At 48.6% G+C, this 17,723-nt stretch carries 10 protein-coding genes; 5 read left to right on the forward strand and 5 right to left on the reverse strand.

The features are described from left to right. Window positions 1-440: 440 nt before the first annotated feature. The 4 genes from RGU75_RS05670 (at window position 441) to RGU75_RS05685 (ending at window position 9,317) form a co-directional block, all read left to right on the forward strand. Complete coding sequence (locus RGU75_RS05670) at window positions 441-2,471, forward strand: 4Fe-4S binding protein (RefSeq protein WP_322233816.1); 2,031 nt, start codon at window positions 441-443, stop codon at window positions 2,469-2,471. 10 nt (window positions 2,472-2,481) lie between these two features. After that, window positions 2,482-3,525: an FAD:protein FMN transferase gene (locus tag RGU75_RS05675; protein ID WP_322233818.1), complete on the forward strand. Its 1,044-nt coding sequence runs from the start codon at window positions 2,482-2,484 to the stop codon at window positions 3,523-3,525. 168 nt (window positions 3,526-3,693) lie between these two features. After that, a complete protein-coding gene (locus RGU75_RS05680; protein ID WP_322233821.1) occupies window positions 3,694-6,558 on the forward strand; it encodes an insulinase family protein in 2,865 nt (954 codons plus the stop codon). A 458-nt stretch (window positions 6,559-7,016) separates the two neighbouring features. Further along, entirely contained in the window at window positions 7,017-9,317 is a 2,301-nt protein-coding gene (locus tag RGU75_RS05685; protein WP_322233823.1) for an EAL domain-containing protein, read from the forward strand. Here the strand turns inward: RGU75_RS05685 and RGU75_RS05690 are convergent. Continuing rightward, window positions 9,300-10,274, reverse strand: coding sequence for an alpha/beta hydrolase (locus tag RGU75_RS05690; RefSeq protein WP_322233824.1), 975 nt, complete (start codon window positions 10,272-10,274; stop codon window positions 9,300-9,302). The two genes, RGU75_RS05685 and RGU75_RS05690, sit on opposite strands and share 18 nt — an antisense overlap. Before the next feature lie 373 nt (window positions 10,275-10,647). Between RGU75_RS05690 and RGU75_RS05695 the strand changes: the two genes are divergently transcribed. Further along, window positions 10,648-11,535: a dienelactone hydrolase family protein gene (locus RGU75_RS05695; protein WP_322233827.1), complete on the forward strand. Its 888-nt coding sequence runs from the start codon at window positions 10,648-10,650 to the stop codon at window positions 11,533-11,535. Window positions 11,536-11,582: 47 nt separating this feature from the next. On the opposite strand, the gene RGU75_RS05700 is transcribed toward RGU75_RS05695, so the two are convergent. The 4 genes from RGU75_RS05700 to RGU75_RS05715 form a co-directional block, all read right to left on the reverse strand. Next, the gene (locus tag RGU75_RS05700) at window positions 11,583-14,933 is read right to left on the reverse strand and encodes a DEAD/DEAH box helicase (RefSeq protein WP_322233830.1); all 3,351 of its coding nucleotides are present in this window, start codon (window positions 14,931-14,933) and stop codon (window positions 11,583-11,585) included. Window positions 14,934-15,087: 154 nt separating this feature from the next. Continuing rightward, window positions 15,088-15,483, reverse strand: coding sequence for an RHS repeat-associated core domain-containing protein (locus tag RGU75_RS05705; protein ID WP_322233832.1), 396 nt, complete (start codon window positions 15,481-15,483; stop codon window positions 15,088-15,090). A 456-nt stretch (window positions 15,484-15,939) separates the two neighbouring features. Further along, the gene (ssb, locus tag RGU75_RS05710) at window positions 15,940-16,482 is read right to left on the reverse strand and encodes a single-stranded DNA-binding protein (protein WP_322233833.1); all 543 of its coding nucleotides are present in this window, start codon (window positions 16,480-16,482) and stop codon (window positions 15,940-15,942) included. Between the two features lie 31 nt (window positions 16,483-16,513). Beyond that, the gene (locus RGU75_RS05715) at window positions 16,514-17,710 is read right to left on the reverse strand and encodes an MFS transporter (protein WP_322240288.1); all 1,197 of its coding nucleotides are present in this window, start codon (window positions 17,708-17,710) and stop codon (window positions 16,514-16,516) included. Between the last annotated feature and the right edge of the window lie 13 nt (window positions 17,711-17,723).

Consider the following 17,723-nt stretch of genomic DNA (forward strand, 5'->3'; position numbering starts at 1 on the left):
ATGGGCACCCAATCGAAGCCCCCTCATTCGATTAAAAAAGACTCGACAGCGGAGTGACGAAGGGTGATGGAATCAACGCTACCGAGATGCAATATATGAACGTAAATAAGCGGGGATATGGCTTGGATTGATTGGCTTTTTGAAATACTTCCGAAAACATTCGGTGCGGGCAAAGTGTCCAAATATGAATCACTTTGAAGTCAACTTGTTCCTATTCTGATCGAATGGGATGAATCAAACGTCGTGATTATGATTCGCTAAGATGGCACATTTATTGCTCATCTCACATTAATTTAGTGAAGATACCGAAGGCAATTAGCCGCGCTTATCTTTAATACGCAATCTCATTTATACCTATAAGGCCGCCGATGCGCCATTGGTTAATCGCTTTCACCTGGTTGATAGCATTCTGCTGCGCCACGCCATCTTCAGCAGGAGAAATGACGCATGCTACGTTGGTGAAGCGATTCCCTGCACCGTTTATCATCGGCGAAAAAGATAGTACGATCCCTGTGTGGCCCATTTTTAAACAAAACGCGACAGCCAATGAATTGGTGGGCTATGTGTTCGAATCAATCGACCTCGCACCGATTTCTGGCTTCTCCGGCTTGCCGATCAACCTTCTGATTGCGCTTGATCCCAAAGGTAACTTTCTTGAGGTCAGCGTACTGACACATCACGAGCCGGTGTTTCTTGATGGCTTGGGCGAAGCGCCAATGTTTCAATTCGTCAGTCAATATAAGGGCTTGTCGTTATTTCAAAATATAAAAATAGAAACGCAAAAAAATAACACCAACAAAACACACGGCGTAAATGTTTATCTTGACGGCGTGACCAAAGCCACCGCCTCAGTGCGGATCATGAATCAAACCGTTCTTTCGGCGGCACTCAAAGTTGCGCGCAAAAAACTGGGATTTGCGGAAGGTCGTGATCCGGATTTGATTGCGCGGGTAAAGTCAGATATTTTTGTACCGAGCAGCGTGGCGCAGTTAATTAGTACGGGGTTGATCAAACACCTTGTGTTGAGGAATAGCGCGGTGGAAGAAAAGTTTAAAAAGACCGCCGGTGAAGGTCTTGATCCCGAAGCGGCGACGGATCCAAAATCCATCTTTATTGATCTCTATGTTGCCTATGTATCGGTCCCCAGTATTGGTCGCAATTTGTTGAGCGCAGATAGCTGGAAAAAACTCGAGAACCGTTTGGACAAAGGTGATCACGCACTTCTGGTGATGTCGAAAGGCCGTTATAGCGTACTCAGCGATACCTTTGTCAGTGGCACGATTCCAGACCGCTTGCAATTGCAGCAGGACAAGCTACCGATTGAAATGCGCGACCTGGATCTGGATATTGCCCTTGCTGGCAACGATGATCTGAAGATGGATTCAATCAAGGTATTTCGCGTCATTAGCCAATCCGGATTGGACCCTTCGCGATCACTTGATTTTTCACTGGCAGTGACGCGTAATCGTGGTGTCATTTATCCAGAACGCATCACCGAAAACTTTCCGTTCAGTTTTACATTACCAAAGCAGTTTTATCAGGAAGCAGAAGGAGATGACAAGACATGGAAAAGTAGTTGGATAAAACGATGGTGGGAGATTGCGCTTCTTGTCGCCGGACTTACCGTGCTTGCTGTTGCCTTGACGCTGCAGAAACGACTGACAACCAATGCCACGGCGTTTGTCTGGTTCAGACGCGGTTTTTTGACCTTCACGCTCTTGTTTATCGGATGGATCGCGCAAGGACAATTGTCGATCGTCAATATCACCGGTTTTTTGCAGGCAGTGATTGGACGCCGTAGTCTGGAATTTTTCTTGTACGACCCAATGACGGTCGTTATATGGGGATTTGTCGGCGTGTCATTGTTTGTGTGGGGGCGCGGCACTTTCTGTGGTTGGTTATGTCCGTTTGGCGCGCTACAGGAATTGGTCGGGAAGCTTGCCCATTTTTTTAAAATTCCTCAGCTTAAAATAAAATCAAAAACAGATGTAAAGCTCAAGCGCATTAAATATTTTGTCCTGCTCGGCATTCTGATCAGTACTTTCTTTACCCCCAGATTAACCGATGCATTAGTCGAGGTGGAGCCATTTAAAACCGCCATCACGCTGAACTTTATCCGTTCATGGCCGTATGTTGCGTACGCCGTTGGATTATTGATCGCCAGCAGTTTTGTCTATAAATTTTTCTGCCGTTATCTTTGTCCCTTTGGTGCGGCGCTAGCGGTGCTGGGACGCTTCCGTCTTTTCGAATGGCTACCAAGACGTAAAGAATGCGGAACGCCTTGCCAGACCTGTCGTCATCGATGCGACTATCAGGCGATTAAGCCGGATGGAAAAATCGTCTACGAAGAATGTTTTCAATGTCTGGATTGCGTCGTTATTTATGAAAGCGACGACAAATGCGCGCCACTCATATTAGAAAAAAAACGTGCCCGGATAATTCCAATTCAGCCATCCCCCGTCAACCTTTAAGGAGATTATCATGCGACGTCGCACCTTTATTTCAGCTTCTATTGGCGGCGCTGTGGCTGGTTTGACCGGTTTGGCGGGATGGCAATTTTTGCAACCGCAGGCCATCTCTGGTGAGTTTAGTCGCAGCGATGTGCTTCCATGCGGCCAACGACTATTTTCTGGTGCCGATCTGGCGTTTGGTACAACGATTGGGGTTCAATTGTTGCATCATGATCAGCGCCTAGCAGAATTGGCTATACAAGACGCAATACATGAGGCGAAGAAGATTGATGCACTCATGAGCATCTATAGTGACACTAGTCAGGTCTTTCAGTTGAACCGCGATGGCCGTTTGCCGCACCCCGATCCTCATCTGTTAGTCGTTTTGAAAGAGGCGCAACGCTTCTCGGCACTGACAGACGGTGCATTCGATATAACGGTGCAACCGCTTTGGGTTAAGTTTAGCCAAGCCGCTGCTGTCAATACATTACCGTCCTATGCCGAAGTAGAGGCCGCAAAATCTCTTGTCAATTGGAAAAAACTATCCATTGATGCGCGTCAGGTTCAGTTTGAGAAATCCGGTATGTCAATTACGCTCAATGGCGTCGCCCAAGGCTATGCTGTCGATCTGGCGCTCGCTGCGATCCAATCCCGCGGTATCAGGCATGCATTGCTTGATACCGGCGAATTTATCTCGATTGGAACTAAAACACCGGACCGTCGCTGGACTGTCGGGGTGCAAGACCCCAGGATTGTTGATGCATTTACCGCAGCTTTGCAGATGGATGGACGCAGCGTGGCAACCTCGGGCGATTATGAAACGACTTTCACACCGGATTTTGTCCACAATCATATCTTTGATCCCGCCACCGGCGACTCTCCTGTTGAGTTAGCCAGCGTCACCGTTATGGCGCCAACCGGATTGTTAGCAGATGGCCTGTCTACCGCATTATTTGTCCTGGGATCTGAAAAAGCCATGATTCTTGCACCCAAACTTGATAATGTGGACGTTCTGCTGGTCGACAAAAAAGGAAAGAGCTGGAAAACCCCCAACCTGCGCGAATCATTGATTTAAAGACATAGATTTTAAGACCAAATGATGTCCACATTAGCAATAATTGTGTGTTGTCCTTTCGCTTATTTCACGAGAGAAAATTGTGGATGAAATCGCTTTTGAAAACCGTTAATCGGGTTTTTCAGGCACTATTGAATACTGGTAATTAAACTATTCAATAATTCATACATGGCTTTCAAACAAACCCGTCTGCATTCTGTTCCTGCTCTCCGTGCTGTAGTAGAAGAATACGAAGACTCTTCCTTCGGCGCGCGTCATATACATTTGCGTACCGACGATCAGGAAATGGTATTTCTGGTCGCTTTCCCCACCATTCCAGAGACCAGCGACGGCCGGGCACACATCCTCGAACATTTATCGTTGTGTGGTTCGGCGCGTTTTCCCGTGCGCGATCCATTTTTCTCGATGACACGCCGCTCGTTAGGTTGGATGAATGCACTCACCTATCCCGAGAAAACCGTTTATCCATTTGCTACGACTGATCGTACCGATTTCTTCAATTTGCTCGATGTCTATCTTGATGCGGCTTTCTTTCCTACCCTGGACTATTACGATTTTCTGCAGGAAGGATGGCGTCTTGCTTTCGAAGACGGCAAACTGGGTGTGCAAGGTGTTGTGTTGAATGAAATGAAAGGAGCGTTTTCGGACCCGATGCGGGCTCTGGATCAGGGTATTAATCAGCATCTTTTTCAACACACGACGTACATGATGGAATCCGGCGGCGATCCGCTGGAAATTCCATCACTGACACACGCAGCGTTAAAAGCATTCCATGCAAAGCATTACCACCCATCCCAAGCGGTATTTATGACCGCCGGGAACGTTGATATTACAGCGGTGCAAGCCATTATTACTGAGCGTGTACTGACAAAATTACCCGGTCGTTCAGAACGCATGATGCCGCAACTCGCCGCGACATGGGATGCGCCCAAAAATGCGACTATCGTCATTCCTGCGCAAGAAGGAAATGATAATAAATATGGATTTCAGATGAGCTGGCTATTAGGCGAATCATCCGATGCCGCGGGTAATATTCGGGCCAAATTATTAGAAGCAGGGTTATTGGGAGACGCATCAGCGCCGTTATCGCGCGCGATGGAATCCGCAGGATTTGGCCGCCCATCTGCCCTGAACCATGCAGAAACCAGTTCACGCCAAATCACTTTTCACACCGGCATGGAAGGTTTGAAGAAATCAGAAATCAGCAAAGCCAGAACACGTATTTGGGATGCACTGGAAAAAACTGCCATTGAGGGCGTCCCATCGTCAACGCTACAAGCAAGCCTGCGCGACCTGCGGTTTCATCAGCGCGAAATTAAAGGCGGCGGTCTGCCGTATGGCCTGCATCTGTTGCTTAACGCCCTGCCCTTCGAGATGAATGGCGGCGATATCATCCAGGCCTTTGATGTCGAACCTGTTCTGCAACAATTTGACGATGAAATCAAAGATCCGGCCTTTTTCAAAGGATTGGTGCAAACGTTGCTCGATTCTCCGACGCGACTCGAGTCAAGTGTCGTCGCCGAAGCGCGTTATGGCACCGACCGCATGGAAAAAGAGACTGCGCGTCTGGCTGAAATCGAAAAACATCTCACCACTGACGATCGTGCGCGTATCGTTAACGAATCCGCGGAACTGCTCCATCGGCAACGGCAGACAGTCAACAAGGATATCCTCCCACGCATCCGCCCTGCTGACGTTTCGCCGGTAGCCAAACCCGGCTTCCCCATCCCGGAACCAAAACAAGGTGCAATCGTCCTCCCAATCGCTTCCAACGGGGTGAGCTACGCATCAGTTCTGTTTAACGTTTCAGATTTTTCAGCAGATGAGTGGTGCTGGCTAAATTTGTACGCCGGATTGATTCCGGATGTCGGCGTAGGAAAAAAGAACTATGAAACAGCAAGCGCCTGGCGACAGGATTTAGTCCCTGACTTTGAAGTCAATCTGGATGTACATCAGCCGCTGGACCACAATGCGGCATTGCATATTTCGGTGGAGTTTTCTGCCAAAGGCTTGCAAGAGGAGCAAAATCAACTCCAGCAATCATTGCACGAGACGATTGCCGATGCGCGCTTTGATGAACTCGATAGACTGGCATTTTTAATTGACAGCATGGTGCGCGACGTACAAAACGACTTAGCAGAAGATGGCAGTCGCTATGCTGCACTGGCAGCGTCGGCGCCGTTATCTCGCTCAAGTCAGTTTGAGGAAGCGGTGTTTGGCGCACCGGGACTACCTTTTTATCGGTATTTGCAAGAACAGCTTGAAGATGAAAAAGGCATTAAGGCAATCGCAGACCGACTGACCACATTACATCAAAAAGTCATCAGCAGCCCCGTCACAGTGATTGTTGCGGCGGAACCAGAGGTGGCGTCTCTATTTGCTCAGTCATTAGTCAAACCCTTCACAACAGCTTCACGACTGATGGGGGTCGCGCCACGCTCTGCCGCTCTGCCATTAGCCAATTCGGCATTGCATGCATCGGCCCAGATCAATCATTGTTTCGCTGTCTGGGCCGGACCGACTATCGCAGAGCCGGACGCCGCGTTTGTTTCCGTGCTGGCGGAATTAATGACCAACGAAGTGTTACACCGATCAATCCGTGAAGAAGGTGGTGCATACGGCGCGCAAGCCTCGCATGCGGTTGGATCCGGGCTTTTCAAAATGACGTCGTTCCGGGATCCGCGTCTGTCTGCCACGTATGCTGATTTTGAACAAGCGATTGCTTGGGTGTTGGCGTCCGAGTTGACCGAAGAAAGTATCGAAGAAGCAATCATTAGCGTCGTGCAATCAATGGACCAGCCCCGCTCACCTTACGCGGAAGCCCACAATAGTTGGTCGCGCAAGCAGATCGGTGTCACTGAAGACATGCGGATGCAATATCGTCAAAATGTTCTGCGCTGTACTTCGGCTGATCTAAAGACTGCAGCAAAAAAATGGCTACTCAACATTACTCCTAGCCGTGCTGCCTTTGTCGGAAAAATAGATCAGGATATGGCAGCACTTAGCGTCACCAAGTTGGCTTCGCTGATGTAAGTTGCATCCTTGAAAAACGTTTTCTTTCCACTTTTTATGTCCTAATCGTCGTAATTAAGCTGCCAAAAGCGGTGGTAAAAACGAAAACGAAAACAGCAGAAAAAACAGCGATAATGGCGGCAATAATGGCGTTCGTACGGAGCATATATCAAGCATGAACATCAGGCACCACGATCAGACATGAAGCTGCATGTGATCACGCGTACAAACAATACACAAAGCAAAGCACAAAGCGAGGTTAACGTTGTTAGCCCTTAATAATTAAAACGATAAGCTTCTCTAAGCTAAATTTTTACTCTACTAATGAAAAATAACACATTACCGCCACAGACTCTCTCAGTCTGGCGCTACCAAAAACGGTGCACCGATGTTCTTTCCAATCTAAAAAAAATCTCCGAAAACTTGTGGGTATTTTTTAGATCGTCGCATATATGCTGGCTATAACGTAAGGGCGTCGTATGCCACTCAAAGCTGCTCTCTTTCGTCGGGGCCACGAATCCTTGCTGGCCCTCCTCATCGCTTTCAATTTTTTATTGTTGGTGGGCTTATGGGTCGGAATAAATATATACACAAAAAATGAAAGTACGGCCGCTATTCATGCCGCTAATAGCGACATGGAAAACCTTGTGCGTGGCTACGAACAATACATTTTACGGACTCTCCATCACGATGACGAGGTGGTCAAGTTTTTAAAGTTTCAGTACGAAAGTAGAGAGGGCGCAATCGATCTACCAGACTTTGTTGAGCGCGGTCTGCTGTCGTCCGATGTGCTAACGCTGGCGTCCATCATCAACGAAAATGGTGACCTCATTGCAACCACGCGACCAGAACCGTTCGAGAGAGTCAATCTGCGCGATCGCGAGCATTTCTATACGCACGTCTCAGCAGACTCGCAGAAAATGTTCATTAGCAAGCCTGTCGTCGGTCGTGTTTCGGCGACAGAAACCTTACAGATGTCCCGTCGTCTTAATCATGCTGACGGGACATTTGCCGGTGTCGTTGTGTTATCTGCCGAACCCTCAACCTTCACCGATTTTTATAATAAAGCAGATTTTGGAACCCAAGGTTTAGTCAGCTTGCTTGGAACCGACGGTATCTATCGCGCAATCCGCATCGGTAATACCTCAAAAAGAAATATTACGGTCGACTTTACCAGCACGGTAAAACTATATTCTGAGGCCCGCAAAGCGGAGACCCCGGTAGTCATTAAAGCGATTGATAACACTCCCCGCGTTTCCGCCTACCGACAACTCGAAGAATATCCTTTTATTGTCAGTGTCGGTATTTCCATGGAGGATGTGTTGCGGGATGTCAATTTAGCAGCGGTGACCCACTATCGATGGGCAGCCGCCGCAACCTGTCTCATAGCTATATTTTTATTGGTCACTAGTCTGTTAGCTTTCAGACTCAAAAATCATCAGGCGCAGATGGAGTACTTGGCGGGACACGATACGCTTACCCAGCTGCCCAATCGCCTGTTATTTCTCCGCAGTCTGCAAAACGCGATTAACCATTTTCAGGAAGGCAATGGTGGTACCGCCGTACTGTTTATCGACCTGGATAACTTTAAAAATATTAACGATAGTCTGGGACACGAAACAGGAGATCAGTTGCTATGCGCTGTGGCCGAACGCCTGAAATCTTCTGTTCGCAGCACCGATAGCGTATTCCGACTTGGCGGCGATGAGTTTACCGTAATCTTAAATAATTTCACCGATGACAGACTGGCGGTATTGGCCTGCAACCGCATTCTTGCGGCACTGGAACGACCATTCCCGATGAATGAAAGATCGCTATCGATTGGCGCAAGTGTGGGCATCAGCCGATATCCGCTGGATGGCAACACAACGTCAGAATTGCTACAGCGCGCTGACATCGCAATGTACCAGGCCAAGACCGAGCAAAAAGGTGCTTATAGGTTCTTTTCAGCGCGATTGGGGAACGAACTGGCAGATCGACTGGCGCTGGAGCAATCAATCAGGGAAGGGATTTCTAACGGTGAATTCTTTCTCACATACCAGGCGAAGGTTGACTTAAGAACTGAGCGCATTGTCGGATTTGAGGCACTTATGCGCTGGCGACATCCATTTAAAGGGATCATTTTGCCCGGAGAGTTTATTCCTGTGGCAGAGGCGACAGGTCTTATCTTGCCATTAGGTCGGCGCGCATTAGAAATGGCTTGTGCGCAAATGCAATTCTGGCATCAGGCCGGATTAGGCTGGATACCCGTTGCGGTCAACGTCTCCGCCCGTCAATTTAATAGCGACAGTTTGCTAGAGGAAATTGTTGCGGTTCTGAAAAAGTATGACGTCCCTCCTTCCATATTAGAAGTCGAGCTAACCGAAAGTCTGGTAATGGATGACCCTGTGGCAGCCGAGGTGATACTGCTTGAACTGAGGGCAATCGGCGTCAAGATCTCGATCGATGATTTTGGCGCTGGCCATTCATCGCTTGCTTCGCTTATGAATTTCTCAGTAGACTGCTTAAAAATCGACCGTGCGTTTATCCAAAGCAGTTCGATCGAAATTATTCGCACTGTCATCGCACTGGCAAAAAGCTTTAAGTTACAAGTCATCGCAGAAGGTGTCGAAACCAGTATCCAGCGAGACATGTTAAAAGAACTCTCTTGTGAACTTGCACAGGGATATTTCTATAGCCGGCCGTTGCCGCCGGAAGAAATACCGGCTTTACTTGAGAAATTTTCTGGCATGACCGCGTTTAACCGTTCGGACGTTGGTGAACTACCGACGGTCGTTTAAGCCAGTGTCACCAGGATTAATCTGCATGGGCAAGACGCCTGAAGGAATAGAAATAGCCAGATCAGCTAATACCGGCGAGGTAACATTAGCGGTCACTTCAATATCGACAAGAACAGCCTCAGAAACTTCATTAAAATGTGTCGTAAGAAATTCAGCGATGCAATCCTGTGTTGATTCAAGATAAGGGATGGTGCTATGGTCCGAATCAGGAATGGTTTCATCGCGCAAAACGGAGGTCAATTTTGCCACTAGCAAGTCTGTGTGCGAAGCCGGAACAACGTCATCACTCGCAGCACGAATGACAAATGTCGGCGCAGATAGTAACGGCGCATGCTTGACTGAATCAAAGCGATGCCTCAGAACGAAGCCCGGTATCGAGGGAAAGCGGCGCTTTGCAATCGCCAGCAACGAATCATAAGGTGTGATTAACACCACCGCTGCGACAGGTCTGCTGACGGCTAACTGGACAGCCACGCCCGAACCGAGGCTGCGACCGACTACGGCGATTTTCCCCGCAGTGACATGCCGATGCTCGACCATCCAGTCAAACAACATGTGCGCGTCCTCAATCATTTTTAGTTCACCCGGAATTCCTTCCGAATCCCCATAACCACGATAGTTAATGGCCAGCACCGTCATATTAGGAAACATGCGCCAGGCATCGCGCGCCACCCAGGAAACCTCCTCCGAACGCCCACCAAAATACACGACCGCGGGATGCGGGCCGGGCGCACGCGGTGTCAATAACCAACCGGAAAGCCTTGTACCATCAATGCTGCGCAGCACGACTGGCCGAGTGCGATGCCCAATACTGCGAGGACGCTCAACTTCCTTAATGCGGACCGGCTTGAAAATCAGCTTGCGTTGCGTCACAGCGACTGCGGTGGTAAAAATCAACCACCCTAGGGCGACGATCCCGCCCATTCCCGTCATTTTTTTGTATTTAATTTGCTTCATATACAATCGATTGTACTAACCTCTTCCCGATGCCGCGATAATTAATTGGTCAGGAATTGTAACGGCGCAAGGGGTGCCGCTGCACATTGTGTCGGTAGATTAAGCGCGTATCTGCCCCTATTTCCTTTCAGAAAAAACCTGTAATTGTCGGAATGACGCAACTAAACTGCGCCGCCACTTTGCGCAAAGAAGCCAACTTAAACAAATAAACGCAAATTAACAAATATACAATTAGTCTACGCCAACATTACGTTATCGCACTGACGCAGGTCACTTTCCAATATATTGGCACCAAGACTGGAACAATTCATCGTCCACAATGTAGCGCAACAAAATGGCCGCATGCCTTTTACACATTCATGGACCGATACAGATGCAAAATAAAATAAAAACCTTTCTAGTCGGCTTCATATTAGCGCTGCTCAACAGCGCCTGCATGGCGCAAGAACCGATATTGAATGCCGCATTAGGCGAACAGGTCGTGATGATACCGGTCGGCTCCGGCATTTTTGGCGTCAAACTGGAAACCACTATTTTTAAACCGCCGGGAGAAGGCCCTTTTCCCTTGCTGATAATGAATCACGGCAAGGCTGCGGGCAATCCGCATTTTCAACCACGTGCGCGTTACACGGTCATCAGCAGAGAATTTGTCAAACGCGGCTATGCGGTGGTGATCCCGATGCGCAAAGGTTTTTCTCAATCCACCGGCCTTTACGTCGCGGGTGGATGCAATATTGCTGGTAACGGACGCGCGCAGGCCGATGATTTGCAAAGTGCGCTGGAATACGCGCTAGCCCAACCCTGGGCTGATAAAAAGCGCATTATCATTGCGGGCCAATCACACGGCGGATTGACCACAATGGCATTCGGATCGCGCAATTTTCCCGGCGTGAAGGGATTGATCAATTTTGCAGGAGGACTGCGCCTCGAGGATTGCACATGGCGATCTGCATTGGTGGATGCTTTTGCTGACTATGGCGCGAAGACAAAGGTGCCTAGTGTGTGGTTTTACGGCGCGAACGATAGTTACTTTAATCCGGAAGTCGCCACCAAAATGCTTGCTGCTTATAATGCTGCTGGCGGTCAAGCCATATTAATCGCCTACGGCCCATTTAAAAACGATTCACACGGCATGAGCAGCAGTCAGGACGGCGTGGACATTTGGTGGCCGGAAACGGAAAAATTTTTAAAGGGAATCGGCATGCCGACGGACACAGGGATCTCTCCGATTAACGCCTCGGCAAACGCGACATTGCAATAAAGTTGCCATCACCCAAACCAAAATTTCAATAGAACTCAAGGTAATTTCTATGGGAGATACATCGGCATTAACGGCGCAGCCTTATTCTGAGCCGATGCGTTCCTAACAGCATCGGCGACAAATTGGTCATCTTTACCATCAGAGGAAAACGCGCGTGTTAATTCCCCACCAAAGGTCGAAGTCTCCCATTTTTTGCGATTCCCCACTACGTAGAAACGTCGCTTTGCCCTTGTGGCTGCGACATTGATAATGTTTGGCTTGTTTCCGCCCCATCCTATGGCTCCGGCAGTTTGCCCGCCCAGGACAAAGATTACAGATTCACATTCCTTTCCTTGGAATGTGTGAACTGTTCCAACATGGCTCTTGAGCCACTTCTTGACCGCGCCTTCATCTGCCTGTGGAGCCCATTCTTTGAGTCGCTCAGCAAGGAGATTTTGCAGTCCGTCAGCAACTGACTTGAATGGCGAAATGACGAAGATATCTGGCAAGCCATCGATCTGATTTACCCATTTTTTTTGTTGGTATCGAATAACAATTTGCGTGGCAACTAAGCCTTCGGCGGTACTGAAATGCTCATCGAAGTCATCCGATTCCACATGAATCCATCGGGAACGCCCGAACAGAGGCCGAGAGATTGTGTTGGCTATTTCATCTTTTGGGTTGGGACCAAATACCATCTTATTATTGTAGGCAATAGCGTTCGACAATGAGAACATTGGAGCAACGCATCGTCGATGAACGCGTAAAGGTGAACCGACCCACAGCTCTGCTCCGTCATATTGCGTCACGTGCGAGCCATGGGAATTACCGCGGTCTGCCAGATGCTGTGCGGAGTATTCTGTCAGGAGATGGCGTATCGGTGCACCATGATATTTCAATATTTCGTTATCTAGTTTTCTGTTCACTGTAATCACCGGCTCAACCTGCAGCGGGTCTCCGACAAGGAGGGCACGTTTTGAGCGCCAAATTGCACCAAGCGCATTAGATGGCACTGCTTGACCGGCCTCATCAATGAGAAGAAGCCCTATTGCACCTTCTCCAAGATTGCCAAAACAACGAGGAAACGACGCGAATGTACTAGAAACGACAGGCACTGCCAAAAAAAATGTTGCCCAGAAGTGCGGTGCCATCGTCGGCAGCAACTCTTGAACATGCGGCTGCCGCTCAAGCATGCCGAGTGCAAGTTGGAAATTTATATCAAACGCCTCTCCCGCATGCTTCATAAACGATTTATGCAAATGCATCGCTGCAACGAAAACCGCGGCACGCGCCTCTTGATAGAGAGTGTTATTGCGGGGCAGACTCGTTTGTTGAACGTCTATTGGTAAGGATTTAAAACCCGTATGGTCATGCGCGGCCACACCCAGGGTTTCCACGAGCGATGCAGTGGATTTTTCAATACGCGTCACCTCCTTCGCGGATGCCGCAACAGCGAGTCGTGCATCAGAGAGGATTCGCTCCAATTTTGCTGCACGCTCCTCAATTTCAAGGCAATTTCTTCTTAAGCCTGCGGCGGCCTGCCAAAGAGTGTTGGACGCATCCGAAAGCACAATCTGTCGTGTGCGAAATTTTCGGTATTCTTCTCGGGCAAATAGCCATTTTAAGATTTGGCGCAAAACTGGCCATTCTTGATGGAGTATTGTGCGCGCATCAAGGGTAGATTTTGCCTGCGTTTCTATGTCAGAGAGCCTTCGTTTTAAACCCTCTCGCTCTTTCACCACCGGCGTTAAGTTATCGAGCGCCTGCCTTAAGCGCTCCTCTGAATCAGAGAATGATTTTACTGCGACATTCAATCGGGATAAGTTAAGTTCGTATTCACACATTTTGGCTTGTGTGGCCCGCACGTTATCCATCGCGGTCCGAAATTGTGTACGCGCTTGCTCCCAATTCAGATCATTTGAAGGCTCAGCGTCGAGAGCCCCTGACAATCCTCCCTTTTCACTCAACCGCCTCAACTTTTCAGCAACGAGATTGCAGTTTGCCCTCTTTCCGAGAGGTACTGATATCAATCCCCAGCATTTCATCAGGTCTTGCTCTATAGAGATTTGCTCTTCGAGATTTTTATCTTCCGCGCTGCTGATAACATCCCCGTAGGCAGAGGACATTTTATTACTTTTCTTTCGCTTATTCGCTTCGTCATTGACAATCGATTCGGCAATAGCGCCGAAATAATTAAACGGGGTGCCGTTTATGGTGAGTGACGTTGAAGAGACCTTTTTGATGTTAGGCAGATCACGCGTAATGTTTTCGACCGCATTGTTATTTGCGCTAGCAACTACGATACCAAAATCTAATAATCGTTGATCCACCAAGTAACAGCCGTCACCCACAGGTAACTTACTCGTTTCAGGATATTCGACGCGCTGCTCATTGCGAGAAAATGCCTCTGCTGGATTGGCAAAAGACGCTAGAACTTCTGCGCGGTCAATAATACGGGCAGCGATAACATCCATTAACAGCGTTGTCTTTCCCGTACCTGGTGGACCATTTACCGAAAAAATTCCTCCATCTTTCATTTCATGCAGCGCAGTGTTGACCGCAACCTGCTGCATCATGAACAGCGGGAACTCAGACGGCCAGCGCCCCAAAGGAAATTTCTCTGCGGACAAGAGGCGATTCGCTATGTCCAGTTGACTCACATCAATCTTTTGCGCCATAGGCCGCTCATCTTGCAAATATCTCTTTATTTGCTGTGATTCTGAACCTCTTTCCCCGAGGTTCAGAATCCGCTGAATATCCTCAAGATAGAACGAATTAATTGGGTCCATTTCAGTCGGTGGCGAGATGGTCCTACCATTCTCATTAAGCAGAGGGATCGTGTGGACGTATATTTGAGACGAAGCCATTAGCGCTCGCGGGCTCCAATCTAACTCTTCAATCAGAATTTCAATAATTTCCTCGAACCAGTACCCGTCGACGACACTGTCGTGGTCTCGTGATAGAAGGTTCTCAATCTTTGTCTTGAGCAAAAAAGAGATTGCTTCGTAATCGTATCTTTTTTGATTCTTTCGTTCGGCAAACGCGATGGCATATGCAGCCAATTGCAAACTTGAAACAACCGGACCGCCAGCGCCGGTCATTTCGATGGCACAAAGGAATGTGTTCCCGTATACGTTACGCTTTTGATTTCCTGAGTAATTTTCGGCATCCTCTGCGCCGGCATACAGCTTTAATAGTTCCTTCTCCAATATTTTTTTATCGACCACTCCAAAATAAACAAAATATTTAAACTCCTCTTGGCGTGTGTCATAGGGCGGCACCTGCCACGGTAGCAGCTCAGCGTATTGTTTCTTAAAGGCGCGTCGTCGTCGCTTAACATTTTCTTTGGGGATATCCGGATACATTAGGGCTTCGACGTCAAACCAGTAACGGAGTGTTTTGATATATTCGGAGGTCATATTTTTTGTGTGCGCAAGAAAATGAAAACACTGCTTTCTTGTCAGCAACTCATTAAAAAGGGAGTGAAGGATTCAGCAAGAAAAATTCGTGATACTTACAGATGACGAATCAGTCATGCGAACGAAATGCCCAATTTTCATTGGACGTATGTAACTATCGTCGTTCAACTGCGGCAGTCGGAATCTCTGGATAGACAATAGGATCGCCAGAACCATTTTGGTTAATAATCGGCCCAACCACATTCCGGCCAAACCAAGCACTAACACCCGTCCCAACGACACCGCCAACGACCGGTCCAAACGCAGAGCCAATTCCCGCACCGCCAATAGCGCCAGCAACGGGATTTAACCCAAACGGATCACTACACGAAACCGGATTTCCACCCACATACCCATACGTATTAATCCCGCCCTCCAACCCAATCGGGTCGCTCTGCAAATACCGTCCCCACTGCGGATCATAATCCCGATAGTAATTATAAAAGTGGTCCGTCTCCCGATCTGCTGGGTGTCGCCTGTACGCTGGCGACTGTGCCGCCGAGACCGGCAAGAGTTATCAATACGACGACGGTGAAAAATTTCCAGCCGTGATATCGGCAGCGTGTTAGTGCTTTAATAATAATGCCGAAATTTGCTGCACTGCTTGCTTCTGTAAATGATCCTCATCCCACTCAACAGATTGCCCCATACATCCCACCTCCCAAATATTGCATTTGAAATTTCGTGCTAAATAATAGGCGGGGTTGTTGCGCTATGGATGGCGTTGAACTATTGAGTTAGGGGAATTACTTACTCAAGGAATGTTCAGCATCACGCCTATCCGATACGATAATCGCGGGGATTTGATACTTTTTTGGAGCGAAAAGGCAGTTCATTACTCACACCTTTCTAGATTAACTTGCGACATTTATCATGTATGGTCGTCGAAGAAAAAATGTAAGAATTAAAAAACCCGCTAAATCAGTGACTTAGCGGGTCTTGTTTTACAAATTCAGTTAGTAGGGTCTCAAAATGGAATATCGTCATCCATATCCGAGAAGTTCGGTGCCGGACGCGAAGCAGGTGCTTGTGCCGGACGGGATGCGGGCGCTTGGGCCGGGCGTGAAGGAGCGTTACCGGATGGTGCATTATTGTATGACGATCCGCCGCCGCTTTGACGTGGTGCATCGCCGCCATCGTAACCGCCGTCATCCATTGAGGCGCCGCCCTGACCTTGGCGACTACCTAGCATCTGCATGGAATCCGCGATGATTTCGGTTGTGTAACGCTCTACGCCTTCTTTATCTTGCCATTTGCGGGTTTGCAGACGGCCTTCGATGTAGATTTGCGAGCCCTTTTTCAGGTATTGCCCGGCGATTTCAGCCAGTTTGCGATAGAAAGTAATACGATGCCATTCGGTCAATTCTTTCTTTTCGCCACTATTTTTGTCTTTCCAGCTTTCCGTAGTCGCCACGGCGATGTTGGTCACCGCTTCGCCATTCGGCATGTAGCGGGTTTCCGGATCGCGGCCTAGATTACCGACGATGATGACTTTATTGACCGACGCCATATATTTCTCCTAAATCTTGATTAACTATAATTTAATGTGTAACCGCGGTGGCTGGCTTACCACGACGCGGTAAATTTATCATTCCGGAAGCGATTATAAGCCAACACAGGGTTGAAATTCCACCCAAAATGAATACGGAGGGCGTGCCAAAGTGTTGTTTAAGTAAACCGCCTATGGCACCGCCGCAAAAGAGGCCGAGCGCCTGAAGTGTGTTGTAGACGCCCAGCGCCGCTCCTTTGGCTCCGGGCGGCGCGATACGCGAGACCAGCGACGGCTGGCTGGCTTCGAGCACATTGAACGCAATAAAGAATGCCAGCAATAAACCAACCAATAACGGCCAATGCACGGTTGCTTGGGAGAATGCCAGCCACATGCCGATCTGCACTGCCAACAGCATAGCGATAGCGGCAACGAATACTTGCTTCATCTTGCCTTGCTTTTCGCCAACAAAGACGGGCGGCAGCATCAATGCGAAAGAGATCAACACAACCGGCAAATAAATCTTCCAGTGTTGCGTAACTGGCAAGTCTGCGTATTGCACCAAGGCGGATGGCATCACGACGAACATCGCCATTTGCGTCAGATGCAGAGAGAACACGCCAACATTTAGCCGCATCAGCTCGCCATTGCGCAGAATTTCCGACCAGGAGACTTGCTTAACTTTTATCAATGGCGCGTCAGGCACACCGAAAATGATCATGGCAATGGCTGCGAGCGACAATATCCCGGTGATAGCAAAAATACCGCCCATTCCCACCCATTCATACAACAACGGCGAAGCGACCATCGACAAGGCGAAGGTCAGACCAATCGAGCCGCCAACCATGGCCATGGCTTTGGTGCGATGCTCTTCGCGCGTGGAGTCGGCAATGAAGGCCGTGATGGCGGCTGATATCGCGCCCGCGCCCTGCACTGCGCGTCCAATGATGATCCAATAGATATTGGGTGCAGCAGCGGCTATGAAGGATCCAATTGCAAACAGGATCAAGCCGATGATGATGATTTTTTTACGACCATATTTGTCGGACGCTGCACCAAACGGAATTTGTCCGAACGATTGCGCCAATCCGTAAATCCCCATAGCAAGACCAACCAGCGTTGCACTTTGACCGCCCGGGAGGCCTTTGGCGTACACCGAGAACACTGGCAAAATCAAAAACAAACCCAACATACGTAAAGCAAAAATCGACGCGAGAGATGCACTCGATCGAATTTCAGCGCTATTCATGCGTTGACTATCG

This window comes from Glaciimonas sp. CA11.2, assembly GCF_034314045.1.
Lineage (GTDB): Bacteria > Pseudomonadota > Gammaproteobacteria > Burkholderiales > Burkholderiaceae_D > Glaciimonas.